This is a genomic window from Micromonospora sp. NPDC047521, assembly GCF_055587305.1.
In genome coordinates this window covers 257,390-283,147 of record NZ_JBVJGN010000007.1, presented here as the reverse complement: position 1 = coordinate 283,147, position 25,758 = coordinate 257,390, and the positions used below count along the sequence as shown (strand labels likewise).

Sequence of the window (25,758 nt, the reverse complement as noted above, 5' to 3'; positions counted from 1 at the left end):
ACCCCCGGCACCAAGCCTGGGAACGCTCGTCGGACAGTCGAGACACCGACACGCGAACCGGGGTGACCATGGCCGACAACACCACGAACGCGGCGACATTCGACGGGCCGGTGGGCGGATCCGGCAACGGCCGGGCCGTGCCCATGCCCCGCCCCGCCCCGGCCGCGCCGGTGCACGACGACGACCCGGCGGACCTCGCCACCATCGGTGTGGAGGAGGAGTTCCACGTCGTCGACCTGCACACCCGGGAACTGGTGCCCCGGGCCGGGGAGCTGCTCGACCGGCTGCCGGCCACGTCGTTCACCGCCGAGCTGCACCGCAGCGTGGTGGAGACCAACACCGAGGTCTGCCGCACCCTCGACGAGATCCGCGCCGAACTGACCCGGCTGCGCCGGTCGGCGGTCCAGGTCGCCGACCGGGCCGGGCTGGGCATCGTCGCAGCCGGCACGGTGCCGCTGCGCGCCGACGGCGACCCGAGCGTCACGCCCACCTCGCGGTACCGGCGGATGCTCGACGAGTACCAGATGCTCGCCCGCGAGCAGTTGATCTGCGGCGCGCAGGTGCACGTCGGAGTGTCCGACCGGGACCTGGCGGTGGCGGTCACCCGACGCGTCCAGCCGTGGCTGCCGGTGCTGCTCGCCCTGTCCACCAGCTCGCCGTACTGGATGGGTCAGGACAGCGGCTACGCAAGCGTCCGCTCGCTGGTCTGGCAGCGGTGGCCCACGGCCGGCGACCCGGGCGAGGTGACAAGTGCGGCCGACCACGAGGCCCTCGTAGCCGAGCTGATCTCCTCGGAGACCATCACCGACCCAGCCATGATCTACTTCGATGTCCGGCCGTCGGCGCACGTGCCCACAGTGGAGCTGCGGATCACCGACGCGAACGCCGACGTGGAGACGATCGTCCTGCTCACCGGGCTGTTCCGGGCGCTCGTACGGCGGGAGGTCGCCGCCCTGCGCGCCGGGGTCGAGCGCACGGCAGTCCGGCCGCCGGTGCTGCGCGCCGCCGTGTGGCGGGCCGCCCGCTCCGGGCTGGAGGGTGACCTGCTGGACCTGCCCCGCTCTGCCCGGCCGGTGCCGGCCGCCGAGGCGGTCCACCGCCTCGTGGCCGACCTGCGCCCACAGTTGGAGGCGACCGGCGACGCCGAGCAGGTCCGCGAGCTGACCCGGTACGCGCTGGAACGCGGCAGCTCCGCCGCCCGGCAGCGGCGGGCGTACGAGCGGCGCGGCCGGCTCGCCGACGTGGTCGACCTGCTGCTCGACGAGACCCGGGGCCTGGCACGCGCACCCCTGCCGGGTACGCCGCCGGAACCCGCGCTGTCCACCTACGCCGATGCCGGTGACGAGGTCTTCGGGCCGGGCGGGCCGGCGCCCGCGTACCGTCCGCTGCTCGCGGCCCTGCGCACGCTCGGCGCCGCCGGCCTGCGTCGACGCGAGCACGACAGGGACGAGGAGCAGCGCGCCCGGGGCGTGACCTTCAGCGTGGCCGGCGAGGCGAGCACCAGGCTCTTCCCTGTCGACCTGGTGCCCCGGGTGGTGCCCGCCGACGACTGGCGGGTGCTGCGCACCGGGCTGGTGCAGCGCGCCCGCGCGCTCGACGCGTTCCTGCGCGACGTGTACGCCGACCGGGCCGTGGTGGCCGACGGGGTCGTGCCGGCCTGGGTGGTGGAGTCCTCCCCGGGGCTGCGCCCGACCGGGGCGCTGATGGGCCGGCGCGGTACGCGCGCCCAGGTGTCCGGAACCGATCTCGTCCGCGACCCGGACGGCGGCTGGTACGTGCTGGAGGACAACCTGCGGGTGCCCTCGGGCATCGGGTACGCCGTGCAGAACCGCCGGCTCACCCGGGCGGTGCTGCCCGAGCTTCCGGTGCCCGACGGCCTGCTGCCCGCCGACGAGACACCGGCGATGCTGCGCCGGGCGCTTCTCGCCGCCGCTCCCGCCGCCGCCGACGACCCCGCCGTCGTGGTGCTCAGCAGCGGGCCGGGCGATCCGGCCTGGTTCGAGCACCGGCTGCTCGCCGACGAGATGGGCGTGCCGCTGACCGGGAGCGGCGACCTGCTCGTGCAGGACGGCCGCGTCCACCTGGTCCGGGAGGGCCGCCGCAGCCAGATCGACGTGATCTACCTGCGGATGGACGAGGAGGCGTTGCTGCACGCCCCGGGCGCCGACGGCGTTCCGCTGGGCTGGCCGCTGCTCGCGGCGGTGCACGCCGGGCGGCTCACGTTGGCCAACGCGCTGGGCAACGGCGTCGGCGACGACAAGGCGCTGTACGCGTACGTGCCCCGGCTCATCGAGTACTACCTGGGGGAGAAGGCGCTGCTCGGCGACGTGCCCACGTACCTGTGCGGGCTGCCCGAGCAGCGCGCCGAGGTGCTGGGCCGACTCGACGAGCTGGTGCTCAAGCCTGTCGACGGGTACGGCGGCGACCGGGTGGTGATCGGCCCGCGCGCCGAGGCCGAGGAACTGGACGCCGTCCGCGAGCAGATCCTCGCCGCCCCGCACCGGTGGATCGCCCAGGAGATGGTCGCGCTCACCACGCACCCGGTCTTCGACGGCACGGCCCTCGCGCCACGCCACGTCGACCTGCGGGCCTTCGTCTTCCTCGGCGAGACGGCCGAGGTGGCACCCGTGGCGCTGACCCGTGTCGCGCCGGCCGGCAGCATGATCGTCAACTCGTCGCGGGGCGGCGGGTCGAAGGACACCTGGCTGCTCGGCGGAACCGATCAGCCACCGGCGTAACCCACGCTTGACCCGGATGTCATCGGGGCGCAACCCGGTCCGCCAAGCCTGGACCGGTCAGCGGCCCGAGCGGACCGAGCCGATGAGAGGTGTGTGCCATGTGCGGTATCGGAGGCGAGTTCCGCCTCGACGGGGCGCCACCGGACATGGCGGCGCTGGAGCGGATGCTCCCCGTCCTGTCCTCCCGGGGCCCGGACGGCGAGGGGCGGTGGCAGCACGGGAACGCGGCGCTTGTGCACCGCAGGCTGCGCATCATCGACCTGTCCGACACCGGCGCCCAGCCGATGGTCGAGACCGAGCTGGGCCTCGCCCTGGTCTTCAACGGCTGCATCTACAACTACCGGGAGCTGCGCGACGAGCTGACCACCGCCGGCTACTCCTTCCGGTCCACCTCGGACACGGAGGTGATCCTCAAGGCGTACCACAGGTGGGGGACGGCCTGCGTCGAGCGGTTCTACGGGATGTTCGCGTTCGCGCTTGTCGAGCTGGCCACGCACACCCTGGTGCTGGCCCGCGACCGGCTCGGCATCAAGCCGCTCTACCTGGCCGGGACACCGGGCCGGATCCGCTTCGCGTCGACCCTGCCGGCGCTGCTCGCCGCCGGTGACGTCGACACCGATCTCGACCCGGTGGCGCTGCACCACTACATGAGTTTCCACTCGGTGGTGCCGCCACCGCGCACCATCCTGGCCGGCGTCCGCAAACTGCCCCCGGCCACCGTGCGCGTGATCACCGCGGACGGCCGCAGCACCGACACCGTCTACTGGCGGCCGGAGTTCACCCGCGCCGCCGCGCCGGCCATGTCCGCCCAGGAGTGGCAGGAACGGATCATGGGGGCGCTGCGCACCGCCGTACGCCGCCGGATGGTGGCCGACGTGCCGGTGGGTGTGCTGCTCTCCGGCGGCCTGGACTCCAGCCTGATCGTCGCCCTGCTGGCCGAGCAGGGCCAGACCGGGCTGGCCACGTTCAGCATCGGCTTCGAGGCGGCGGCGGGGGAGAGCGGCGACGAGTTCCACTACTCCGACCTGGTGGCCCGCGAGTACGGCACCGACCACCACCAGATCCGCATCGGCGCGGCCCGGTTCGTGCCCGCCGTGCACGAGGCCATCGCGGCGATGAGCGAGCCGATGGTCAGCCACGACTGCGTGGCGTTCCACCTGCTCTCCGAGGAGGTCTCGCAGCGGATCACAGTGGTGCAGTCCGGCCAGGGCGCCGACGAGATCTTCGCCGGCTACGACTGGTACCCGCCGATGGCGAACGTGGCCCGCGCGGACGCCGTCGAGGCGTACGCCCGGGTGTTCTTCGACAGGCGGCACGACGCGCTCGCCGGGCACCTGGCGCCCGAGTGGATGCTCGACCACGACGCCAGCCTGGAGTTCGTCACCGACCATTTCGGAGCGCCGGGCGCGGACACCGCGCTGGACGCGGCGCTGCGTCAGGACAGCCTGGTGATGCTCGTCGACGACCCGGTCAAGCGGGTCGACAACATGACGATGGCGTGGGGGCTGGAGGCCCGGGTGCCGTTCCTCGACCACGAGGTGGTCGAGCTGGCCGCCGCCTGCCCACCAGGGCTCAAGCTGGCCCAGGGCGGCAAGGGCGTGCTGAAGGCCGCGAGTCGGGGCATCGTGCCCGACGAGGTGATCGACAGGCCCAAGGGCTACTTCCCGGTGCCCGCCATCCGGCACCTGTCCGGCCCGCTGCTGGACGACGTCCGCGAGGCGTTGACCGCGCGACCGGCGCGCGAGCGCGGCCTGTTCCGCAAGGACTACCTGGAGGAGTTGCTGGAGACGCCGAACGCCCGACGGACCACGTTGGGTTCCAACGCGCTCTGGCAGCTCGGGCTGCTGGAGCTCTGGTTGCAGCGGATCGGGGTCTAGATGAGCGTACGGATCGAGGTGCCACGCCGGGTCCGGCCCGTGCGTCACCGGCCGGCGGTGACCCTGCCCCCGGGCGAGGACTTCGCGCCCGCGCCGTCGCCGGACGGCCGGCGGGTGGCGTACGTGTCCGACCGGGCCGGAACCCCTGCCGTCTGGGTCCGCGACGTCGACGCCGCCGAGGCCGTCGCGCTGCCCTGCGGCGACGAACCGGTCCTGGCGGCGAGCTGGTCCCCCGACGGGCAGTGGCTGGCCTGCGTCGTCGCGCCCGGTGGCGCGCCCCGCACCGAGCTGTGGGTGCTGCGCCCGGACGGCACGCAGCGCCGCCAGGTCGCCGGGTTCGGCCGCCGCAGCGCGGCCCTTGCCTGTTGGCTGCCCGGCGGCGCGCTGATGGCGGTCACCGAGACCGCCGAGCGGGGTGCCGCCGTGCTTGTCGACGCGGGCACCGGGCACCGGCGGGTGCTCGCCGAGGACGACCTGCTCACCCTCCTGGACGTCACCCCGGACGGCGGGGCCGCCCTGCTGCGCCGCGGCCCCCGCAACGCCCGCTGGCTGGAACTGCTCGACGTGGCCACCGGCGACCGACGGCGACTGTTGCCGGACACCGGTCGGGGCAGCACCGACCAGGGCTGGTTCGGCCCCGACGGGACGAGCGTGCTGGCGCGTACCGACGCGTTCTCGGAGCTGGCCGCGCTGGTGCGCGTCGATCCGACGCGACAGGCGCTGCCCCCGGCGCGACTCGCCGCGCGGCCGGACGCCGAGCTGGAGCACGTGACCCTCAGCGCCGACCGGGGGAGCGCCGCGCTGCTGTGGAACACCTACGGCGGGCGCAGCGAGCTGAGCCTGCTCGACCTCGCCACTGGGGTGCAGCGGGCGGTGGCCGCCCCCGGGGAGGTGCTCGACGGCGCCGTCTTCGCCGCCGGCGGGGACCTGCTGTGCCTCACCGCGCAGGGGCCGGTGCAGCCCCGCGAGGTCTGGCTCGTCGACCCCGCGACAGGTACGCCGCGCCCGCTGCGGCCGTACACCGGCGCCGCGCGTACGGGCGACGGCGGTGTCGCTCCGCAACTGGTCGACCTGCGTGCCCGCGACGGGCTGCCGCTGTCCGGTTGGCTGTACCGCCCGCCCGGTCCGGGCCCCTGGCCGACGGCGATCAGCCTGCACGGCGGTCCCGAGGCGCAGGAGCGTCCCGGCTACAACCCGCTGTTCCAGGCCCTCGTCGCGCAGGGCGTCGCGGTGTTCGCGCCGAACGTGCGCGGCTCGTCCGGCTTCGGTCGCTCCTTCGTCGCCGCCGACAACCTCGCCGGCAGGTACGGGGCCATCGCCGACGTGGCGGCGTGCGCCGAGCACCTGCTCGACAGCGGTGTCGCCCGGCCCGGCCAGCTCGGCTGCCTGGGCCGCTCGTACGGCGGCTACCTGGTGCTCGCGGTGCTCGTGAACTTCCCCGGCCTGTTCGCCGCCGGGGTGGCGGAGTGCGGCATCTCCGACTTCCACACGTTCTACGCCGGCACCGAGCCGTGGATCGCCGCCGCGGCCGTCAGCAAGTACGGCGATCCGTTGCGCGACGCGGAGCTGCTGCGGGACCTGTCGCCGATGACCCACATCGACCGGCTCGACGTGCCGGTGCTGCTCATCCACGGCGCGAACGACACGAACGTGCCGGCCGGGGAGTCGGCGCAGGTGGCGGGGGCCCTCGCCGCCCGGGACGTGCCGCACGGGCACCTCGTGCTCGCCGGCGAGGGGCACGACTTCCTCGCCCGCGACAACGCCGCGACGGCGCGTACGGCCACCACCGCCTGGCTGACCCGGCACCTCGCCGCGCCGGCTGTCACCCGCGGCTGAGGCGTTATCCTGCGCCGGTGGACGTCACGGCGCAGGGCGAGCGGCTGGCCGCCGACCTGGGCCGGTGGCTGGCCGACCTGACGTTCGTCGACCTGGACACCGACGAGGTCACCGCGCGGGTCATCGACGCGGTGGAGCGGTGGGCGCAGGCGCAGGGCTGGCGGGTGTACCGGCGCGCGCCAAGCGTGCTGCCGCTGCCGCCGCCCCTCGAGCAGCGGCACTCGGTCCTCGACGTGGCGTGCGCCCGCCCGGACGGCCCGCCCGTGGTGGTGGAGGTCGACCACACCGACCGGGCCCGTACGGTGCGGAAGTTGACCGCGGAGGCGGACGCCGGCCGGATCCCGATCTGGGTGCGCTGGGGCGTCGGGCGGTTCTCCGCGCCGCCGCCGCCGGTGCGGATGGTGACCGTCGAGGTGACCCGGCGCGCTGGCCCGGCGGGGCGTGGACGGCTGCACAGCCGTACCGGCGACCGCCCCGCGCCCGCGCACTCGACGGGCGGCGGAACGGTGGCCACGCAGGCGCTGCCGATTCCACTTGCCGACAGGCTTTCGGACCCCCGCAAGGGCACCTGAAGCGAATCGTAAGCGCGGCTCGGCAGAGTTCTGGGTGTCACCGGAGCACACGACGAACACCCAGGAGATTCCGATGCGCAAGCTCATCAACTCGACCTACATCACCCTCGACGGCGTCATCGAGAACCCGATGTGGACCGCGCCGTACTTCGACGAGGAGGCCATGAGCCTCGCCGGCGAGCAGACCGACGAGGCGGACGCGATGCTGATGGGCCGGGCCACCTACGACGGGATGTCAGTCGCCTGGCCGCAGCAGGACGAGAGCGACCCGACCACCGGCGCGGCGTACTTCAACAACGTCAAGAAGTACGTCGCCTCGACCACCCTCACCAACCCCACCTGGAACAACACGGAGGTGCTCCAGGGCGACCTGGTCGAGGCGGTCACCGCGCTCAAGGCCCGGGAGGGCAGGACCATCATCCAGTACGGCTTCGGCTCGGTCACCGCGCAGCTGATCACCGCGGGCCTGGTGGACGAGGTCCGGTTCTGGATCCACCCCGTGCTGGAGGGCGCGGCCAGCCTGACGGCGCCGCTGACGGACTTCAAGGCGTCGTTCGACCTGGTCGACACCCGGGTGCACAAGAGCGGCGTCATCGTCGCCTCGTACCGGCCGAAGACGGCCGCCTGACCCGTCGATCAGAGCTGGGCCCGGGCCTCGCCCGGGCTCAGCTTCGTGCCCTCGTCGACAAGCGCGTCGAACCGGTCCCGCCCGAGGGTGGCCCGCACGCGTTCGGCCACCCGGTCGGTCTCGTCGCGTTCGGCAGGGGAGGACGGCGCCCCCGTGGCGAGCCGGGCGGCGGCCGCCGCGCCGAGCAGCCGGGCCGCGACCTCCGGTACGCGCACCGCGGACGCCATCCCCTCCAGGGCGTAGATCGCGTCGCGGGGCGCGGCCATCGCCTCGGCGACCTCGAACGCCTCGACGTGCAGGGCCAGTGCGGCGTCCGCGTCACCGCCCTGCTCGACCGCGTGGCCCAGCTCGACCAGGACCGGCGGCAGGTAGAGCGCCGGCTGGGCCTCGGCACGTCCCCGTTCGGCGAGGCGGGTCAGGTGGGTGACGGCCAGGTCGAGCTTGCCGTCGCGGCGGGCGGCCAGCCCGAGGCTCATCTCGGCGAAGACCAGCGCGCTGGGGGAGCCCTGCTCCTTGGCCAGCCGGTACGCGCGTTCGGCCAGTTCCCGGGCCTGGGGGTAGTCACGGGTCTGCACCGCCAGCCACGCCAGCCAGGACAGCTCGGTGCCGACCTGCGGCCACAGTCCCAGCTCCTCGGCCCAGCGCAGCCCCTCGGAGTGCAGGCCGGCGGCGCGTTCGTGCTCGCCGCGCATCTCGGCCAGCGCACCCGTCCACTCGGCGGCCTGGAGCCTGCCCCACCGGTCGCCGACCTGGGCGAACAGCGCGGCGCTGCGGGTCGCGGCGCGTTCCAGCGTCGCCTGGTCACCCGCCACGTGTGCGATCTTGGCGCGGGAGGCGAGCACCGCGGCCTCGGTCCACGGATCGGCGGCGGCCGGCAGCAGCTCCGCCGAGAGGGTCAGGTCACTGTGGTCGATGAGCGCGTTCGCCGCGAACCAGGCGCCGCGGCCGTCCGGGTCGGCGGCCACCGCCGCGCGGACGTCGGCTGCCGCGACCGCCTCGCCCTGCACCAGCGCGAAACCGACCCGCCACGCCCCGGCGCGAGCCTCCTGCGCCGCGTCACCGGGCACCGCGAGGGCACGCCGCGCCTCGGTGAGCCGGCCGCGCAGGTACCAGTACCAGCTGAGCGCCACGGCCAACCGCAGCCCGCCGCCGTGGACCAGCGCGGCGCGCAGGTTCGCCGCCTCCGCGTCCAGCAGCGCCAGCCACCGCTGCTGGTCGGCACCGCGCAGCTCCGGGTCGGCCTGCTCGGCCAACCCGGTGTAGTAGGCGGCGTGCCGCGCCCGCACGTCGTCCGCGTCGGTCAGCTGGTCCAGGCAGAACGCGGCTACCGATTCGAGCAGCCGGTAGCGCGGGCCCGCCCCGGAGTCGTCGAGCACCACAAGTGACCTGTCCACCAGCCGGGCGAGGGTGTCCAGGTCGGTGCGGCAGACCCGCTCGGCGGCCTGGAGGGTGCAGCCGTCGGGGAACACCGCCAGCCGGGCGAGCACCGCCCGGTCGGGCTCGTCCAGCAGGTCCCAGCTCCAGGCGATGACCGCGGTCAACGTCCGCTGGCGCTGCGGCACGTCCCGCTGGGAGGTGGTGAGCAGCCGGAACCTGTCGTCCAGCCGATCCACCACGCCCCGCACGCCAAGCGCGCGGACCCGGGTCGCGGCCAGCTCCAGCGCCAGCGGGAGACCGTCCAGGCGACGGCAGAGCTGCGCCACGGCCGGCGCGGTCCGCTCGTCCAGCCGGAAGCCGCGCTGCTGCGCGGCGGCGCGGGCGGCGAACAGGCGCGCCGCCGCCGAGCGCCGGACCGCGTCCAAGTCGCCGTCCTCGGGCAGCGACAGCGGAGGTACCTCCCAGAGCAGCTCCCCGGTCAGGCCGAGCGGCTCCCGACTGGTGGCCAGGACGCTCACCTCGGGCGCGTCGCGTAGCAGTCGGGCGACGAGCGCGGCCACCGGCTCGACGACGTGTTCGCAGTTGTCGAGCACCAGCAGCAGTTGCCGGTGCCGCAGGGCCGCGACGAGGTGGCCGGTCGCGGACAGGGTCGTGCCGGCGGCCTCCCGGACGTCCAGCACGCCGAGGATCTGCTCGGCGATACGCGGATCACCGGCCGGCAGGGGAGCCAGCTCCACCAGGTGGACGCCGTCGGGGCAGGACCGGGTACGGGCCGCCTCGGTGGCCAACCGGGTCTTGCCGACACCGCCCGGCCCGACAAGCGTCACCAGTCGTTGCCGGGGCAGCAGCCCGCGCAGCTCGGTCAGCGCCTCGGCCCGCCCGACCAGCTCGTCGAGCTGGGCCGGCAGGCTGTTGCGGATGATCGCGGCCTTCGGCGGCGCGCTCAGGCCGGCATCCTGTTCGAGGATCCTGCGGTGCAACGCGACCAGCTCGGGGCTGGGATCGAGGCCCAACTCGTCCGCGAGCCGGTCGCGCAGGTCGGCGTAGCTGTCCAGCGCCTCGGACTGTCGACCGGCCGCGTACAGCGCGCGCAGCTGCACCGCCCGCAGGCCCTCCCGCAGCGGGTGCCGGGCCACCAGCTCGGCCAGGTCGGCGGCGACCAGATCGTGCTCGCCCCGGGCCACCCGCGCCTCGGCCAGCCGCTCGTGCGCTGCGAGGCGCTGCTCGGTCAGGCCTGTCGCCTCGGCACGGACGAACTCGGCGTCGGCCACATCGGCGTACGCGTCGCCGCGCCACAGCGCGAGAGCCGCGGTCAGCCGGTCGACGTCGGTGCCGCGGGTCAGCTCGACGAAGCGGTCGGCGTCGACGCTGTCGGCCCGCAGCAGGTAGCCGGGTGGCCGTGACTCGACAAGCTCGCGGGCGCCCGGCTCGGCGTCGTTGAGCGCCTTGCGCAGCTGGGACACCCGCACCTGGAGGGCGCCTGTCGGGTTGGCGGGGGCGTCCTCGCCCCACAGGTCGTCGATGAGGCGGTCCGCCGAGACGACCTGGTTGCGGTTGGTCAGCAGGTCGGCCAGCAGCGCGCGTACCTTGGTGCCGGGCACCACCACCGGCTCGCCGGCGTCCGTGGTCACGGCGAGCGGCCCGAGCACCCCGAACTGCACGGCGGACATCCTAGCGCCGGTAAGGCGACCTGAAGTGGACCGTAAGCGCGCTGGCGCACCGTGTGGGCATGGACATTTATCACGAGACGCACGGCGACGGCGAGGGCCGGCCGCTGGTGCTGATCCACGGCGCGCTCTCCGGCATCGGTACGTCGTTCGGCACGATCCTGCCGTTCCTGGCGAAGAACCGGCGGGTGATCGCCGTGGAGTTGCAGGCCCACGGGCGCACCCCCGACGTGGACCGCCCGCTGACCGTGGAGCATTTCGCCGGCGACGTGGTCGAGGTGCTGGACCGGCTGGGCGTGGCGCGGGCGGACGTGTACGGCTGGAGCATGGGTGCGGCGGTAGCGCTGCGCCTGGGCACCCACCACGGCGAGCGGGTGGGCCGGCTCGTGCTCGCCTCGGTGAGCTTCGACGACGACGGCCTGCACCCCGGGCTGCTCGACGGCATCCAGGACCTGCAACCGGAGCATCTGCACGGTTCGGAGTTCCACGAGGAGTACCTGCGGACCGCGCCCGACCCGGCGGGCTGGGCCACCCTGGTCACCAAGATGAAGGTCCTCGACGCGAACCTGCCGCGCTGGACGCCCGAGCAGATCCGCGCGCTTGCCGCACCCACCATGATCGTGCTGGCCGACGCGGACATCGTCCAACCCGAACACGCGGTCCGGATGTTCCGGCTGCTCGGCGGCGCGGTGCCCGGCGACCTGACCGGCCTGCCGGCCTGCCGGCTGGCCGTCCTGCCCGGCACCACCCACACCACGATCCCGCAGCGCGCCGACTGGCTGGCCCCGATGATCGACGAGTTCCTGATCGACTGTGGGCCGGAGGCCTAGCGGCTGGTACGAGGGTGTTTCGCGGCAAGTTGCTTGGGGCAATTAACTGTCGACGACATACCCCTCTCGAAGGACGACTCTCGTGGAAATTACCGGCTTCTTCGCCGCCATCATCATCGGTCTGATCATCGGCGTGCTGGGCCGGCTGGTGGTGCCGGGCAAGCAGAACATCCCGATCTGGCTGACCCTGCTCATCGGCGTGGTCGCGGCGCTCCTCGGCACCCTGGTCGCCGGTGCGCTCGGCGTCGACGACACCAGCGGGATCGACTGGATCGAGCTGCTCCTGCAGGTCATCTTCGCCGCCGTCGGCGTGGCGATCGTCGCCGGCGCCTACGGCCGCCGCCGGGTGCGCTGACCTCTCTCACGATCGTGCCGGCCCGCCCTCCCCAGGAGGGCGGGCCTCGCCGTGTCCGGACTCCGCAGTGGCACCGACCGATGAGGCGGCTACCGTGCGCCGATGAATGCGCCCCGGCTTGATACAGGTGCCGGTGGAGGCTGCCGGCCAGGACGGGGGAGACGGCTCGCAGCCGTGACCGGGCTGGAGCCTCTGCGTCGAGGCGCATCGGCGCAGCCCACTCCACGTCCATTCGCGCCGGCGGACGCGAAGTTCGTCGCCCCTGGCATGGCGCGCGGCCGGTTGACCGGGTAGAAACATGTCGACCCCTTCGGCGCGACCCCACCTTCGTCCGCAGGGATCAGAGAGCGCTCTCACGCCGCCCCAGCTGCGCCTGACGAACGGTCCGGCCAGCGGAGAGGACGAACCACATGACAAGCCCGTCCCGACGTACCCTCACCCTTGCTCTGCTGGTGACCGCCGCCGTCACCATGACCAGCACCGCTGCCACCGCCGGGCGTCCCACGCCTGACGCTCCGGACTTCGGCCCGAACGTGACGATCTTCGACCCGTCCATGCCGGTGGGCGAGATCCAGCAGACGCTCGACGCGGCGCACGCCCGCCAGGTCGACAACGAGATGGGCACCGAGCGGCACGCCTACCTGTTCAAGCCGGGCACGTACGGCACTGCCGAGCAGCCGTTGCAGGCCAAGGTCGGCTACTACACCGAGGTGTCCGGGCTGGGCGCCTCGCCCACCGACGTCGCGGTCAACGGCAAACTGGAGGTGTACAACCGCTGCCTGGCCGACGGCGGCACCGGCAACTGCCTCGCGCTCGTGAACTTCTGGCGCACCCTGTCCAACCTCTCGCTCACCGTCAACGCCGCAGGCCAGGACGGCTGCCGGTCGACGGCGAACTTCTGGGCGGTGTCCCAGGCGGTGTCGATGCGCCGGCTCGACATCACCGGCGGCGGTTTGTCGCTCATGGACTACTGCACGGCCGGCCCGCAGTTCGCCAGCGGCGGGTTCATCGCTGACTCGCGGCTGCCCGCCACCACCAACGGTTCCCAGCAGCAGTGGCTGACCCGCAACAGCGAGGTCGCGAGCTGGTCCAACGCCGTGTGGAACCAGGTCTTCGCCGGGGTCGAGGGCGCCCCTGACGACGCGACGTTCCCCGACCCGCCGTACACCACCCTGGAGACCACCCCGGTGAGCCGGGAGAAGCCGTACCTGTTCGTCGACGGCAAGGGCCGGTACAACGTGCGGGTGCCCGCCGCGCGCCGCGACACCAGGGGCATCTCCTGGGCGGACGGCATGACGCCGGGACGGACCATCGGAATCCGCGACTTCTTCGTCGCCAAGCCGTCCGACTCCGTGCAGGTCATCAACAGTCAGCTGGCCCGGGGCAAGCACCTGCTGCTGACCCCCGGGACGTACGACATAGCCCGCAGCATCGAGGTGCGACGCCCCGACACGGTGGTGCTCGGGATCGGGCACGCCACCCTCACGGCGGTCAACGGCGCCATCCCGCTGGACGTCGCCGGTGTCCCCGGTGTGATCGTCGCCGGAGTCACGATCGACGCCGGCACCGTCGAGTCCCCAGTCCTGCTGCGGGTGGGTCGCCAGCACGGCCGCAACGCCAGTAGCGCGACCAACCCGACCACCCTGTCCGACGTGTACTTCCGGGTCGGCGGCCCGCACATCGGCCGGACCGACACCGCGCTGGAGGTCAACAGCGACAACGTGCTCATCGACCACACCTGGGTGTGGCGGGGTGACCACGGCGTCGAGGGCTTCACCGAGGGCGTCAACGGGGACACCGACCGCTGGCGTACCAACACCGGTCGCTACGGTGCCGTCATCAACGGCGACCACGTGACCGCGACCGGCCTGTTCGTCGAGCACTTCCAGCGCTACAACACGGTCTGGAACGGCGAGCACGGCACCACCGTCCTGTACCAGAACGAGCTGCCGTACGACCCGCCGACGCAGGCCGACTGGATGAACGGCCCGGTCGAGGGCTTTGCCGGGTACAAGGTCGGCGACCGGGTGCGGCACCACACCCTGTACGGCGGTGGAGTGTACGTCTTCAACCAGAACAACCCGTCGATCCACACCGAGAACGGCTTCGAGGTGCCGAACCGACCGGGCGTGCGGCTGCACCACATCATGACCGTCAACCTCAGTGCCGGCACTATCGACCACGTGGTCAACGGCGTGGGTGACGCGGCCGACATGACAAAGGTCGGCGCGCCGGTCTACCTCGCGCAGTACCCGACTCCGTAACCTCTCGGGGCGTCCCAGGCGGGGGTTGGAGCCGGTGCGGCTCCAACCCCCGCTGTCGTGTCCCGCTGCGCGAGAACCCACGCCCTCGCTCTTGAATTCCTACTGCGTCGGTAGGAAAATCGGAGAATGCCTGTCGGTCCGCTCCTCACCTCGCGTCGGGTCGTGGACCTGATGCGGGTGGCCTCCGAGCTCTGTCCGGGCTCACCAGCGACCGACTGAGCACCCTCCACACCGCGTACCGCCTGGCCTGCCCGGTCACCCGGCGCCACCGTGCGCGCCCCCACGTCACTCTCCACCGATCCGGCATGGCCGGATCGGTTCACCCCCATTGGAGGTACGTCATGACGACCGACCAGCCGCCGCCCACCCCACCAACCGCCGGGGAGTCCCGGCTCGCGTTCAACGAGGACTGGGTGGCGACCATCCTCGGTCTGGCCCTGCTCGCTCTTGTCCTGCTCGGTGCCATCCCCGCCGGGCTGGTGCCCTGATGACCGCCGACGCGACACGGGCCGACGACACGACCCGCGCCACCGACGCTGTCGAGACGTCCCCCGACAGCGGGCCACCGGCCACCGACGACCCCGCCGCTCCGGTGGTGGTGCGCGACGGCAGGTTCTGGGCCTGGACGGCAGTGGGCCTGGTGATCGTTGTCGGCCTCGCCGCGCTCACCCGCTACCTGGAGCAGAACGTCCCCGCCTGGGCCGACGGCACCGCCGTCGAGGACATCGGGGCCGCGATCGAGTATCCGGTCTACGCCATCCTGCTGGGCCTGCTCGGCAACGTCGCCGTCACGCTGCTCGGCTGGCGGGACCGGATCGCCGCCGCGTTCCGTACCGAGTTCTTCATCAAGACCGGTCTGGTGCTGCTCGGGGCGTCGATCAACCTGGCGGTCATCGCCAGCGCCGCGGGCCCGGCCATCGTCCAGGCGATCCTGCTGATCAGCGGGGTCTTCCTGTTCACCTGGTGGCTGGCCGGCCGCTTCGGGCTCGATGACAAGCTGCGCGCGTTGCTCGCTTCGGCGGTGTCGATCTGCGGGGTGAGCGCGGCGATCGCCGCCGCCGGCGCGGTCCGGGCTCGCCGGGAGCAGTTGGCGTACACGGCGAGCCTGGTCATCGTCTTCGCGTTGCCGTCCATCTTCATCCTGCCCTGGCTGGCCGACGTGCTCGGGCTGTCCGACGCGGTGGCGGGCGCCTGGATCGGTGGCAACATCGACACCACAGCCGCGGTCACCGCCGCCGGGGCGCTCGCGGGCGAGGAGGCGCTCCAGATCGCCAGCATCGTCAAGGTCACCCAGAACGCCCTGATGGGTGTGGTGGCGGTGGCGCTCACCGCGTACTTCACGCTGCGGGTGGAGCGGCGACCCGGCGCCGCCCGACCGGGCCTCGGCGAGCTGTGGCGGCGTTTCCCCAAGTTCGTCCTGGGCTTCATCGCGGCCTCGGTCATCGCCACCTGGTACCTCGACACGGCGGGCGCGGACGGCAAGGCCACCATAGCCATCGTCAACGACCTGCGCGTCTGGTTCCTCATCCTGGCCTTCGTCAGCATCGGCCTGGAGGTCCGGGTGGCGTCCCTGCGGGAGGCCGGCTGGCGTCCGGTCGCGGTGTTCGCCAGCGCCACCGTGTTCAACCTGGCGTTGGCGCTCGCCCTGGCGTCAGTGCTGTTCCGCGGCTTCTCGGCGTGACCGGGCGCCCCGCCCCGCGACACCGAAAGGGCGGGGCGCTCGACTACTTCCGAACATATGGCGGATAATTTCATCGATCAGTCTCACTCTTGCGGGCGGGTGGTCGCTACTGCCACGATGGCCGTCAATGCCTTCCGTCGAAGAAGGAGTGGTCGTCATGGCGGTCTCCCGCCGCAGGTTCGTCACGTCGGTGCTGGCGGGGTCCGCCCTCGCCGCCGCCTCCACCACCGATCTCCTCGCCCGCCCCGCCCACGCGGCCAGTCCTCCCGGCGACGTGGTCGGCAAGGTGACCGTCGGATACCAGGGCTGGTTCAGCTGCCCAGGTGACTCGGCGCCGATCGGCGGCTGGTGGCACTGGAGCCGCGACCGCTTCCAGCCGCCCTCGCCTGCCAACACCACAATCGTGTCCTGGCCGGACATGCGGGAGTACACGCGCAGCTATCCCACCGCGTACCCCAACCTCGGCAACGGCTCGCCGGCCACCCTCTTCTCGTCCTACGACCAGCAGACGGTGGACACGCACTTCCGCTGGATGCAGGAGTACGGCTGCGACACCGCCGCCCTGCAACGGTTCAACCCGACGGGCGACGAGGGCCCGACGCGCGACGCCATGACGCAGAAGGTCCGCTCGGCAGCCGAGCGCTACGGCCGCAAGTTCTACATCATGTACGACGTCACCGACTGGCTGAGCTTCCAGACGGACATCAAGACCGACTGGACGACGAAGATGTCCGCGCACACCGCCTCTGGCGCGTACGCCCGGCAGAACGGCAAGCCGGTCGTCTGCATCTGGGGTTTCGGCTTCAGCGAACCCAGCCGCCCCTTCACCCCGGGGCCGTGCCTGGAGGTCATCAACTGGTTCAAGGCGCAGGGCTGCTACGTCATCGGCGGCGTGCCCACCTGGTGGCGTCAGGGCATCGAGGACTCCCGCCCCGGCTTCCTCGACGTCTACCACGCGTTTCACGCGATCTCGCCGTGGATGGTCTACCGGGCCAGGACCGTCGAGGAACTCGATTCGTACTACAACAACGTCAACGTCGGCGACATGGCCGACTGTGCGGCGCGCGGCATCGACTACCTGCCCTGTGTGATGCCCGGCGACCTCGCCGGGGGGCACCGCAAGCACGGCGACTTCTACTGGCGGCACATCTACAACATGGTCCGACTCGGCTCCCAGGGCCTGTACGTGTCCATGTTCGACGAGTACAACGAGGGCAACCAGATCGCCAAGACGTCCGAGACCCAGGCCACCACCCCGGCCGGCGCGAACATCCGGGCCCTGGACGAGGACGGCGTGGCCTGCTCCTCCGACTACTACCTGCGGATCACCGCCGACGGTGGCCGGATGCTCAAGGGGCAGCTCGCGCTGACCCGGGTCCGCCCCACGCCGCCGGTGGTCGGCACCCCGCCACCCACAAGCGGTGACCTGGCCGCCGGCCGGCCCACCTCGGCGAGCAGCCAGGGAGGCGGATTCCCGTCGGGGAACGCGGTGGACTCGAACGTCGGCACCTATTGGGAGAGCGGCAACGGCAGCTTCCCCCAGTGGTGGCAGGTCGACCTCGGCGCCAGTCACCAGGTCAACAAGCTCGTGGTGCGGCTGCCCGCCGGCTGGGGCGCGCGCACCCAGACCATCACCGTGCAGGGCAGCGTGGACGGCAGCTCCTTCTCCACGATCGCCGGGGCCTCCGCGTTCACCTTCGACCCGGCGACCGGCAACACCGTCACCCGCACGCTGACGACCACCACGGCCCGCCACCTCCGGCTGAGCATCGCCGGCAACACCGGCTGGCCGGCGGGCCAGCTCGCCCAGGTCGAGGTGTACGCCGTCTCCGGCGGCACCGACACGCCACCCACCGCGCCAGCCGGCCTCACCGTGACCGGCCGCACGGCCACGAGCGTGTCGCTGGCCTGGACGGCGTCGACCGACGACACAGGCGTGACCGGCTACCAGGTGCGCCAGGGCGGCACGGTGGTCGCCACCGTCACCGGCACCACGGCGACCGTGAGCGGGCTCAGCCCGTCCACCTCGTACACCTTCGCGGTGACCGCGCGGGACGCGGCCGGCAACACCTCGGCGCCCTCGAACGCGGTCACCGTCACCACCGACGCCCCGGCCAACGCCGACCTCGCCCGAGGGCGGTCCACCAGCGAGAGCAGCCACGTCCAGAGCTACGGCTCGGGCAACGTGGTCGACGGCGACGCGAACAGCTACTGGGAGAGCGCGAACAACGCGTTCCCGCAGTGGGTGCAGGTCGACCTGGGCGCGACGCGCACGGTCGGGCGGGTGGTGCTCAAGCTGCCGCCGTCGTCGGCGTGGGCGACCCGGACGCAGACCGTCGCGGTCGCGGGCAGCGCCGACGGGGGCAGCTTCGGCACCCTCGTCGGGGCGGCGGCGCGCACCTTCGACCCGTCGACGGGCAACTCGGTGTCGCTGACGTTCAGCGCCGCGCAGATTCGCTATGTGCGGATCACCGTGACCGGTAACACCGGCTGGCCGGCCGGGCAACTGGCGGCACTGGAGGTGTACGCCAGCTGACCGGACGTGGGGCGGCCGCCGCACGCCGACCGGCGGCCGCTCATCCCGTCAAGCCCCTGGCTGCGGTTGTCGGCCGAGTATCGGGGCGCCTATCTGCTCGGCGCCGCGCGGATTTACCTGCACGCCGGTGATCTGCGCGGGGCGGCGCGAGCGCTCGTCGACGCGGACAGTGTCGCGCCGGCCGAGGTTCGGTGACGGCCGTTGGCGCGTACTCTCATCGCCGATGTCGCCCGGGCGCAGCCGGCGCCGGCCGGCGTGGCGCGACTGGCGACGCTGGTCGGGCTTACCCGGTGACGGACGTGCGTCGGCTTCCATCCGCCACGCCGTCCCGACCTTCGCCAGGAAGCGGGCTCCTGCGGGTCGCCCTCAGTTGTGCGGGCTGAGGAAGTCGGTGATGAGAGTAGCGAGCTCCTGTGGGCGTTCGGCGACCATCGCGTGGCTGGCGCCAGCGAGGTGCCGCACCCGCAGAGACGGGTTGTCTACAGTGGCAAGCCGTCCGGCGGTGACCTTGCGGTACGCCTCGTACAGGTTGTGGAACGGCTGTTGTTCGGGCAGGTCCTCGGTGGCGAGGACGAGCAGCAGCGGGCAGCGGGCGTCGCGGTAGGCGGGCATCAGGTCGAGGGAGTCCATGGCGTCCCGGAGCTGCCGGGTGAGGTCCGGGGTGGGCCGCAGCCGGCTGCGGCCGTCGTCGCCGGGCACGAGGTTGCGCTCGAAGGCCGCCACCCAGTCGTCGGGGGCGGCGCCGTAGCGCTGGGCCATGGCCCGCTGCCCCGCAAGCATGGCGGCCACCTGTTCGGCGGTTAGCGGTTCGGCAAGCATCGCGGCCATCCCGTCGAAGACGGCCCGCAGCTTGGCCAGCTCGGTCTCGGCCTGCTCCGGATCCAGCCCGGCGAGCTGGTCCGGACGGTTCAGCGGCGGATTGCCGTCGAAGCTGACGACGCCGGGGCACTCCGGGTGACGCTGCGCCCAGAGGGTGGCGAGCATGCCGCCGAGGGAGATGCCGACCACCGCTGGGGAGGTGAGGCCGAGGTGGTCGGTGACGGCGGCCAGGTCGGCCAGTACGTCATCCCAGCGCCACGGGCCGTCTCCAGACCGGCCGTGACCACGCAGATCGACGGTGACCACCCGGTGGGTCGGGCGCAGGTGCTCGGCGAGGGTGGCCATCTGGGCGAGGTTGCCGCCGGCGCCGTGAAGGAGCAGCAGCGGTTGTCCGGGTCCACCGAAGTCGCGGACCGCGATGGGTACGGTCCCGGAGTCGACAAAGGTCTCAGGCACGTCGGGTTCCTTCGTTGAGCAGTCGGTCGCGTACGGAAGCGGAGCGCACGCCGCCTTCGGGGTGACGGGCGAGCTTGTCGCGGGAGACCAGGTCGTGGACGCCCTGGCGGGTGATCCCGAGCATGGCGCCGGCCACCGCATACGACACGGACTCGGCGGTCGGGTGGCCGACCCGTCGCGCGACGGCCTGGCCGAAAGGACTGCGCCACCAATCGATGGGCGGGTCGAACGGTCCGTCCCCCGGGTAGAGGGTGGAAATCGCGCGCATGACCACGCCGACGGCGGCACGGTCGTCGCCGCTGACGATCGTGGTGGCCCAGGACCGGGCCCGCTCCCGGATGACGGCGCGCAGCGGGTCGATGGCGTCGTGGCCGTCGACCAGGATTTCGAGGGGGTCGAGCAGGCGGATGTCGATCAACCGGATGAGATGCTCGGTCAGTTCCTCGTCAGTTGGCGACATGCTGCCTCCTCCGCTACTTGACGCCCATCGTCAAGTACTTGACGTCGAGTGTCAAGCACGATGGCGTGAGCACGGTGGGCGGTACGGTCCGGACGCGCCGCCGGGCGGGCGTCCAAGCGTTCGAGCGGTTGATTGGCGACCGCACCGGCGACGAGGTCGAGGCGTTGGTGGCGGCCCTTCCGGCGCTGAAGCATCTGGCAGAGCTCGAAATTCAGGACCGCGAAGGGCCGAGGCAGTGACCGGGCAGCACGTCGGCGGGGCGCGGTGAAGGCGGTCCCGGTGGCACGTTCCGAAACGCCGCTGCTGGTTCCCGCCCTGGTGTTCATCGCTCTGGTGGTGGCGGCGGTCGCCAGCCTCGGGACGCCGCTCATCACCAGCGTGGCGACCTCGTTCCACGTCTCGCTCCGCCATCCTCGCCATGCTGGCTGTCGTCGTCGCCGGCAGCGCGCTCACCGTGCTGCCGCTGCCGTTCGCGTGGGCCGTCGCGGCGTACGAGAGTGCGGCCTACCAGGAGGCGCTTGTCGCCCTCTCCGACGGCGTCGAGTTCGACGGCCTCAGCCGCTGACGGACGAGCGCCGCCGCAGGTCGTCCGCCGGGTCGATCACCCGTACCGCGCGCGGCACCGGCCCCCGCTGCTGCCACTCCCGCGGGTAGCCCAGCGAGACCTCCTCGAAGCGCACCCCGTCGTGGAACGTGGTGCGGGGAATGTGCAGGTGCCCGTAGACCACTGTGGACGCCCCGAACCGCAGGTGCCAGTCGCTGGTGCGCACCGTGCCGCACCACTGCGCGAACAGCGGGTACCGCAGCACGTCGGTGGGCTCGCGCACCAGCGGGTAGTGGTTGACGAGCACCGTCGGCAGCTCCGGGTCACGCTCGGCGAGCCGCCGTTCGGTCTGGGTGACCCGGGCGGCGCACCACGCCTCGCGGCTCGGGTACGGGTCGGGGTGCAGCAGCACCTCGTCGGTGCACACCACCCCTGCCTCGTACGCCAGCTCCAGCGACTCCTGTTGGGTGCGCGCCTCGGGCACCCGGAACGTGTAGTCGTACAGCACGAAGAGCGGGGCGATCGTGGCCGGGCCGCCCACGCCGTCCCACACCGGATAGGGATCCTCCGGGGTGACGACGCCCAACCGCCTGCACATCGCCACCAGTTCGCGATAGCGGGCCTCGCCGCGCAGTGCCACCGGGTCGCCCGGGGGTGTCCACAACTCGTGGTTGCCGGGCGCCCAGACGACCTTCGCGAACCGGCTGCTCAGCACCGCCAGCGCCCATTCGACGTCGGCGAACCGCTCGCCCACGTCGCCGGGCACCAGCAGCCAGTCGTCGTCGTGGCCCGGGCGGAGTTCCTGGACGAACGCCCGGTTCTCCGGATGGCCGACGTGCAGGTCGCTGACGGCCCGGAGCCGGGGCGGATCACTCACGACCCCGAGAGTAGGCGGTCGCGGCGCGATCGGCACACCTCCGTCCTGCCGTGACCACGTCGCAGGGCCGATGCGAGAAGGGTCTTCCGGTCGTCAAGCGACCGGGGTGGGTGGCGTCCACGGCCGGCATATCCGCCGATCCGGCGGGAAAGCGACGGGCGTCCGACAGCCCGAACCGGAGCAGGAGACGAACATGCCTTTCATCACCGTGGGTACGGAAAACTCCGCGCCCATCGACCTGTACTACGAGGACCACGGATCCGGTAAGCCGGTGGTGCTGATCCACGGTTTCCCGTTCAACGGGGCGACCTGGGAGAAGGAGACCACCGCGCTGCTCAACGCCGGATACCGGACGATCACCTACGATCGGCGTGGTTACGGCAACTCCGCCCAGCCGACGTTCGGGTACGACTACAACACGTTCGCCGCGGACCTGGACGTGCTGATGACCGAGCTGGACCTCAACGACGTGACCCTCGTCGGTCACTCGATGGGCACCGGTGAGGTCGTCCGCTACCTGGGCAACTACGGCTCGCAGCGGGTCAGCCGGGCGGTGCTGCTCAGTCCGTTGCAGCCCATGCTGGCCAAGGCCAAGGACAACCCGGAGGGTGTCGAAAGGAGCCTGTTCAAGGGCTTCCAGGACGCCATCGTCAAGGACCGCTTCGCCTACCTGACGTCGTTCTGTGACGCGTTCTTCAACCCGGATCAGAACATGGGCAAGCGGGTCAGCGAGGAGGCGTACCGGGCGCATTGGCAGATCGGCGCCATGGCCTCCGCCAAGGGCACCCACGACAGCGTGGACGCCTGGCAGGAGGACTTCCGCCAGGACCTGCCGAAGATCAACATTCCGGTGCTGATCGTGCAGGGTGACCAGGACCGGGTGCTGCCCTACCCGGTGACCGGTCAGCGGCTCGGACCGATGATGCCGACCGGCCAGCTCATCACGCTCAAGGGCGCGCCGCACGGCATCCCGTGGACCCACGCCGACGACGTCAACAAGGCGATCATGGACTTCATGAAGCAGCCGGCCAAGGCTCGCGCCTGACCCGTACGGGTATCCGATCGGACGCCGGCGCCGTCACGGCGCCGCGACACCCGGCCCACGGTTCGCACCGGGGCCGGGTGTCGTCGGCATTCAGGGTCTGCGGGCGACCACCGCGCCGTTGGCGCCGGGCGCGTCGAACGGCACCGTACGCACGTCGACGAAGCCTGCGTCGGTGAGCCAGGCGCTGTACTCGGCGCCCGAGTAGTTCCGGCCGCCCTCGGTCTCGACGAGCATGTTCATCCCCATCAGGGCGGCCTCCGGTGGGCCGGTGCGTTCGTCGTTGAGCAGCAGCTCGCAGACGACTATCGCCCCGCCCGCCGGCAGTGCCGCATGGCACCGGGCCAGCAGCGCCCGGTTCGTCGGCTCGTCCCAGTCGTGCAGGATCATGCTGAGCAGGATGACGTCGTGCCCGTCCGGCAGCGCCGGGTCGGCAAGGAAGTCCCCGGCCACCGCGTCGATCCGTCCGCTCAGGTTGGCCTCCGCGATGCGCTCCCGCGCCCGTACGCACACGTGCGGCAGGTCCAGGACGGTCGCCCGCAGCTCCGGCAGCCGGCGGCAGAACTCGATCGGGAACGCACCGGCCCCGCCGCCCACGTCGAGCAGCCGCCGGTGCGCGGAGAAGTCGTACGCGTCGGCCAACGCGCTGGCGGTGAAGCTGGACGTGGAGAACATCGCGTCCCAGAACTGCGCGAGCATCTCCGGGTCGGCGGTGTCGAACATCGACTGTTGGGCCTCCGGGTCCCAGGTCAGCGGCCGGTCCGTGCGCAGCGCCTCACCGATCCGGTGCCAGGGCAGGTAGGTGCGCAGGTCCGAGTAGCGGACCTGCGCGCCGAAGTAGTACGGGCGACCCTCGACCAGGAACTGCTCGGCCAACTCGGTGTTGCGGTAGCCGTCGCCGGACCTCTCCAGGAGCCCCAGCGAGGCGCTGGCGGCCAGCAGCAGGTCCGCCGGCCGGTCCGGCAGCCCGAACTCGGCGGAGGCCTGCTCGACGGTCATCGTCCGGCCGCCGGCGAGCCTGGTGAACAGACCGAGTTCGACGCCGACCGCGAGGGTCTTGAACCCCCACACACCGGCCACCAGGCGCATGAGGGGAGTGGGAGTGATCATGCCGACATGAAAGCACAGTCCGGACACTTCCACGATGGACTGTCACGCCCGGATCAGCGTCACCAGCCCCGCTGCCACCAGCACCCCGGCCCAGAGCCGGTCCACGTTGAACCAGGCCCGACGCAGCACACCGACCCCGAACACCTGATAGACCAGCACCGCGATGACCAGGGCCGTGCCGAGCATGGCCACGGTGTGCACCCCGGCCGCCGCGAGGCCGGACAGCGCACCCACCGGCGCGGCGGCCAGGTGCCCGGAGTGCCCCCCGGGTACCGGCTCGGCCACCAGCACCGGCAGGAGCATCAGCCCGGCGCCGTGCGCCGACGACATGAGGAACGACCAGCCGGCGAGCTGCGCCGCGGACAGTCGCATCCCGGCCCACCGGAAGTGCCGCTCGGAGAGCAGCCGCCACAGCCCGAACGCGACAAGCAGCCCGCCGCCGGCCACCGCCAGGGCGGTGCTCGCCGTCACCGACCGGGTCGCCGTCACCAGCGCGGCGACGATCCCCACCGACGCGAGGTGCCCCGCCGCGATCGGCGGCAGCGAGCGCAGCAGGGCCGACCGGCTGCGCTCCTGCAATCCCCGGGCCACCGCGAACAGCCAGCCCATCGCCGGGTTCAGGCCGTGGAACGCGCCGAGCGCCGCGAGCGTCGCCAGGGTCCCGACGGTCACGGAAAGCAGTACGAGTCGGAGGACGCGTCCCCGCCCTGCAACCGGGTCTGGTGCACCCGCAGACCCCGGAACTCCTCGCCGTGCGGGAAGAACCGCGCATCGGGGGCGAGCCCTCCGGCGTCGACGTCCACGTCGAGTTTCGCCAGCCAGGCACCCACCCCGTCGGGGTAGAACTGGTCGTCCCACGAGCCGTAGAGCGAGTTGCTGACGTAGACCCGCCGCCCGTCCCGGCTCACCTCGACCATCTGCGGTCCACCGGCCAGCGCCTCGTCGGGCGCGGACGGGTGCGCCGTACGGCGGACGATCCCGCCCAGGCGCACCGAGCCGGTCTGCACCGGGTGCAGCGGGTCGCTGACGTCGTACTGGCGCAGCTCGCCGGTGCCCCAGCAGGAGACGTAGAGGAACCTGTCGTCCACCGACAGGTCGATGTCGGTCACCAGTGGTGGCACCGCGCCGAACGGCTTGAGCAGGTCGGGCAGGTCCGCCGGGTCGGCCGGCTCGGCCGGGATGTCGATCACCTTGGTGACCGCCCAGTCGTCGCCGTCGCGGTGCCACAGCCAGACCGAGGCGGACAGGTCCTCGACACTGATCACCACCCCGACGAAGCCGTACGACCTCGACGGGTCGTGCGCCGGGCGCAGCTCCAGCGGCATCTGGTACTGGTCGCCGAGATCGACCCGCTGGACGTGTCGACGTTTCGCGAGGTCCCAGAAGTGGATGGCGTGCCCGTAGCGTCGGCCCAGCAGCAGCTCGCCGATGACGCCGTCCTCGATCATCGACGGGGTGCCCCACTCGCTGGTGACAAGCACGTCCTGGGTGAGATGCCACCACAGGTCGTACGCCAGGAACTGCGGGCCCCGGTCGGCCTCCCACGCCCCGCGTACCTCGAAGGTGGTGTGGTCGAGGATCGCGATGCCGCCGGGCCCCTCCTCGCCGTCGGCGCCGCCGAGGGCGGAGAGGTAGATGCCGTCCGGGCCACAGTGCACGGTGTGCGGCCGGGAGTAACCGGCCCGCTTCGCCAGCTCCTCCGGGCCGATCACCTTGACGACCTGCGGCTGGCGCGGGTCGGGCTGGGTGTCGAGCACGTGGATCCGCGACGACCGCAGGCCGGGCACGATCAGGTAGCGCCGCTCGACGTGCGGGTGCGGGGCGGTCGGGCACAGCGCGCTGCTGCACGCGTTCCAGCCGAAGTGGTGCAGCTCGTCACCGACGTACGGCAGGTCGGTCCAGCCGACGACGCGGCCGTAGTCGGGGGAGTCGGGGTCGGTGTCCAGCACCACGATGGCGTCCGGGCGGCTGGCGGTGCGGTCGAAGGCCGCCACGTAGGCGAGCTTCTCCGCCGGGGCGGCCACCGCCTCGCGGGGGGACGGGTAGAAGGTGGGGTCGGGGGTCCAGCGGGTCATCGCGTCTCCGCTCG

General features: G+C 72.4%; 21 protein-coding genes. 14 read left to right on the top strand and 7 right to left on the bottom strand.

Annotated features, from left to right (window positions below):
* Positions 1-68: 68 nt before the first annotated feature.
* The 5 genes from ACZ6N8_RS18330 to ACZ6N8_RS18310 all read left to right on the top strand — a co-directional run bounded on the left by ACZ6N8_RS18330 (position 69) and on the right by ACZ6N8_RS18310 (position 7,651).
* The gene (locus ACZ6N8_RS18330) at positions 69-2,738 is read left to right on the top strand and encodes a glutamate--cysteine ligase (protein ID WP_466011304.1); all 2,670 of its coding nucleotides are present in this window, start codon (positions 69-71) and stop codon (positions 2,736-2,738) included.
* 98 nt (positions 2,739-2,836) lie between these two features.
* On the top strand, positions 2,837-4,615 hold the full coding sequence (locus ACZ6N8_RS18325; protein WP_466011302.1) for an N-acetylglutaminylglutamine amidotransferase: 1,779 nt from the start codon (positions 2,837-2,839) through the stop codon (positions 4,613-4,615).
* On the top strand, positions 4,616-6,451 hold the full coding sequence (locus ACZ6N8_RS18320; RefSeq protein WP_466011300.1) for a S9 family peptidase: 1,836 nt from the start codon (positions 4,616-4,618) through the stop codon (positions 6,449-6,451).
* Positions 6,452-6,468: 17 nt separating this feature from the next.
* A complete protein-coding gene (locus tag ACZ6N8_RS18315; RefSeq protein WP_466011298.1) occupies positions 6,469-7,023 on the top strand; it encodes a hypothetical protein in 555 nt (184 codons plus the stop codon).
* Between the two features lie 73 nt (positions 7,024-7,096).
* Positions 7,097-7,651, top strand: a complete 555-nt coding sequence (locus ACZ6N8_RS18310; protein ID WP_466011296.1) for a dihydrofolate reductase family protein — start codon at positions 7,097-7,099, stop codon at positions 7,649-7,651.
* An 8-nt stretch (positions 7,652-7,659) separates the two neighbouring features.
* Here ACZ6N8_RS18310 and ACZ6N8_RS18305 read toward each other — a convergent pair whose 3' ends face one another.
* Positions 7,660-10,698 carry an AfsR/SARP family transcriptional regulator gene (locus ACZ6N8_RS18305; protein ID WP_466011294.1) on the bottom strand — a complete coding sequence of 1,013 codons (3,039 nt, stop codon included), beginning with the start codon at positions 10,696-10,698 and terminating at the stop codon, positions 7,660-7,662.
* A 59-nt stretch (positions 10,699-10,757) separates the two neighbouring features.
* Here ACZ6N8_RS18305 and ACZ6N8_RS18300 point away from each other — a divergent pair, with 59 nt between their 5' ends.
* The 6 genes from ACZ6N8_RS18300 (at position 10,758) to ACZ6N8_RS18275 (ending at position 18,361) form a co-directional block, all read left to right on the top strand.
* Positions 10,758-11,525, top strand: a complete 768-nt coding sequence (locus ACZ6N8_RS18300; protein ID WP_466011292.1) for an alpha/beta fold hydrolase — start codon at positions 10,758-10,760, stop codon at positions 11,523-11,525.
* Positions 11,526-11,607: 82 nt separating this feature from the next.
* The gene (locus tag ACZ6N8_RS18295) at positions 11,608-11,880 is read left to right on the top strand and encodes a GlsB/YeaQ/YmgE family stress response membrane protein (protein ID WP_466011290.1); all 273 of its coding nucleotides are present in this window, start codon (positions 11,608-11,610) and stop codon (positions 11,878-11,880) included.
* A gap of 410 nt (positions 11,881-12,290) precedes the next feature.
* A complete protein-coding gene (locus tag ACZ6N8_RS18290) occupies positions 12,291-14,144 on the top strand; it encodes an adenylyl cyclase (RefSeq protein ID WP_466011289.1) in 1,854 nt (617 codons plus the stop codon).
* 341 nt (positions 14,145-14,485) lie between these two features.
* Positions 14,486-14,632, top strand: coding sequence for a hypothetical protein (locus ACZ6N8_RS18285; protein ID WP_354822298.1), 147 nt, complete (start codon positions 14,486-14,488; stop codon positions 14,630-14,632).
* Positions 14,632-15,825 carry a YeiH family protein gene (locus ACZ6N8_RS18280; RefSeq protein WP_466011287.1) on the top strand — a complete coding sequence of 398 codons (1,194 nt, stop codon included), beginning with the start codon at positions 14,632-14,634 and terminating at the stop codon, positions 15,823-15,825. The genes ACZ6N8_RS18285 and ACZ6N8_RS18280 overlap by 1 nt, the downstream gene beginning before the upstream one ends.
* 157 nt (positions 15,826-15,982) lie before the next feature.
* Positions 15,983-18,361, top strand: a complete 2,379-nt coding sequence (locus tag ACZ6N8_RS18275; protein WP_466011285.1) for a glycoside hydrolase family 99 protein — start codon at positions 15,983-15,985, stop codon at positions 18,359-18,361.
* 366 nt (positions 18,362-18,727) lie between these two features.
* On the opposite strand, the gene ACZ6N8_RS18270 is transcribed toward ACZ6N8_RS18275, so the two are convergent.
* Together ACZ6N8_RS18270 and ACZ6N8_RS18265 are read right to left on the bottom strand one after the other, a co-directional pair.
* A complete protein-coding gene (locus tag ACZ6N8_RS18270) occupies positions 18,728-19,636 on the bottom strand; it encodes an alpha/beta fold hydrolase (RefSeq protein WP_466011283.1) in 909 nt (302 codons plus the stop codon).
* The gene (locus tag ACZ6N8_RS18265) at positions 19,629-20,096 is read right to left on the bottom strand and encodes a hypothetical protein (protein WP_466011282.1); all 468 of its coding nucleotides are present in this window, start codon (positions 20,094-20,096) and stop codon (positions 19,629-19,631) included. Before ACZ6N8_RS18265 ends, ACZ6N8_RS18270 begins: the two co-directional genes overlap by 8 nt.
* A gap of 65 nt (positions 20,097-20,161) precedes the next feature.
* Between ACZ6N8_RS18265 and ACZ6N8_RS18260 the strand changes: the two genes are divergently transcribed.
* Together ACZ6N8_RS18260 and ACZ6N8_RS18255 are read left to right on the top strand one after the other, a co-directional pair.
* A complete protein-coding gene (locus ACZ6N8_RS18260; protein ID WP_466011281.1) occupies positions 20,162-20,335 on the top strand; it encodes a hypothetical protein in 174 nt (57 codons plus the stop codon).
* A 179-nt stretch (positions 20,336-20,514) separates the two neighbouring features.
* On the top strand, positions 20,515-20,661 hold the full coding sequence (locus tag ACZ6N8_RS18255) for a hypothetical protein (protein ID WP_466011413.1): 147 nt from the start codon (positions 20,515-20,517) through the stop codon (positions 20,659-20,661).
* Here ACZ6N8_RS18255 and ACZ6N8_RS18250 read toward each other — a convergent pair.
* Positions 20,651-21,517 carry a metallophosphoesterase family protein gene (locus ACZ6N8_RS18250; protein ID WP_466011279.1) on the bottom strand — a complete coding sequence of 289 codons (867 nt, stop codon included), beginning with the start codon at positions 21,515-21,517 and terminating at the stop codon, positions 20,651-20,653. The genes ACZ6N8_RS18255 and ACZ6N8_RS18250 overlap by 11 nt on opposite strands.
* 193 nt (positions 21,518-21,710) lie before the next feature.
* Between ACZ6N8_RS18250 and ACZ6N8_RS18245 the strand changes: the two genes are divergently transcribed.
* Positions 21,711-22,562 (top strand): alpha/beta fold hydrolase, encoded by an 852-nt coding sequence (locus tag ACZ6N8_RS18245; RefSeq protein ID WP_466011277.1) that lies wholly within the window; start codon positions 21,711-21,713, stop codon positions 22,560-22,562.
* Positions 22,563-22,652: 90 nt separating this feature from the next.
* Here ACZ6N8_RS18245 and ACZ6N8_RS18240 read toward each other — a convergent pair whose 3' ends face one another.
* The 3 genes from ACZ6N8_RS18240 to ACZ6N8_RS18230 are packed head-to-tail and all read right to left on the bottom strand — an operon-like array spanning position 22,653 to position 25,744.
* The gene (locus ACZ6N8_RS18240) at positions 22,653-23,669 is read right to left on the bottom strand and encodes a methyltransferase (RefSeq protein WP_466011276.1); all 1,017 of its coding nucleotides are present in this window, start codon (positions 23,667-23,669) and stop codon (positions 22,653-22,655) included.
* 42 nt (positions 23,670-23,711) lie between these two features.
* Positions 23,712-24,341 (bottom strand): hypothetical protein, encoded by a 630-nt coding sequence (locus tag ACZ6N8_RS18235; RefSeq protein ID WP_466011274.1) that lies wholly within the window; start codon positions 24,339-24,341, stop codon positions 23,712-23,714.
* Positions 24,338-25,744 (bottom strand): selenium-binding family protein, encoded by a 1,407-nt coding sequence (locus tag ACZ6N8_RS18230; RefSeq protein ID WP_466011273.1) that lies wholly within the window; start codon positions 25,742-25,744, stop codon positions 24,338-24,340. The genes ACZ6N8_RS18235 and ACZ6N8_RS18230 overlap by 4 nt, the downstream gene beginning before the upstream one ends.
* Positions 25,745-25,758 lie beyond the last annotated feature (14 nt).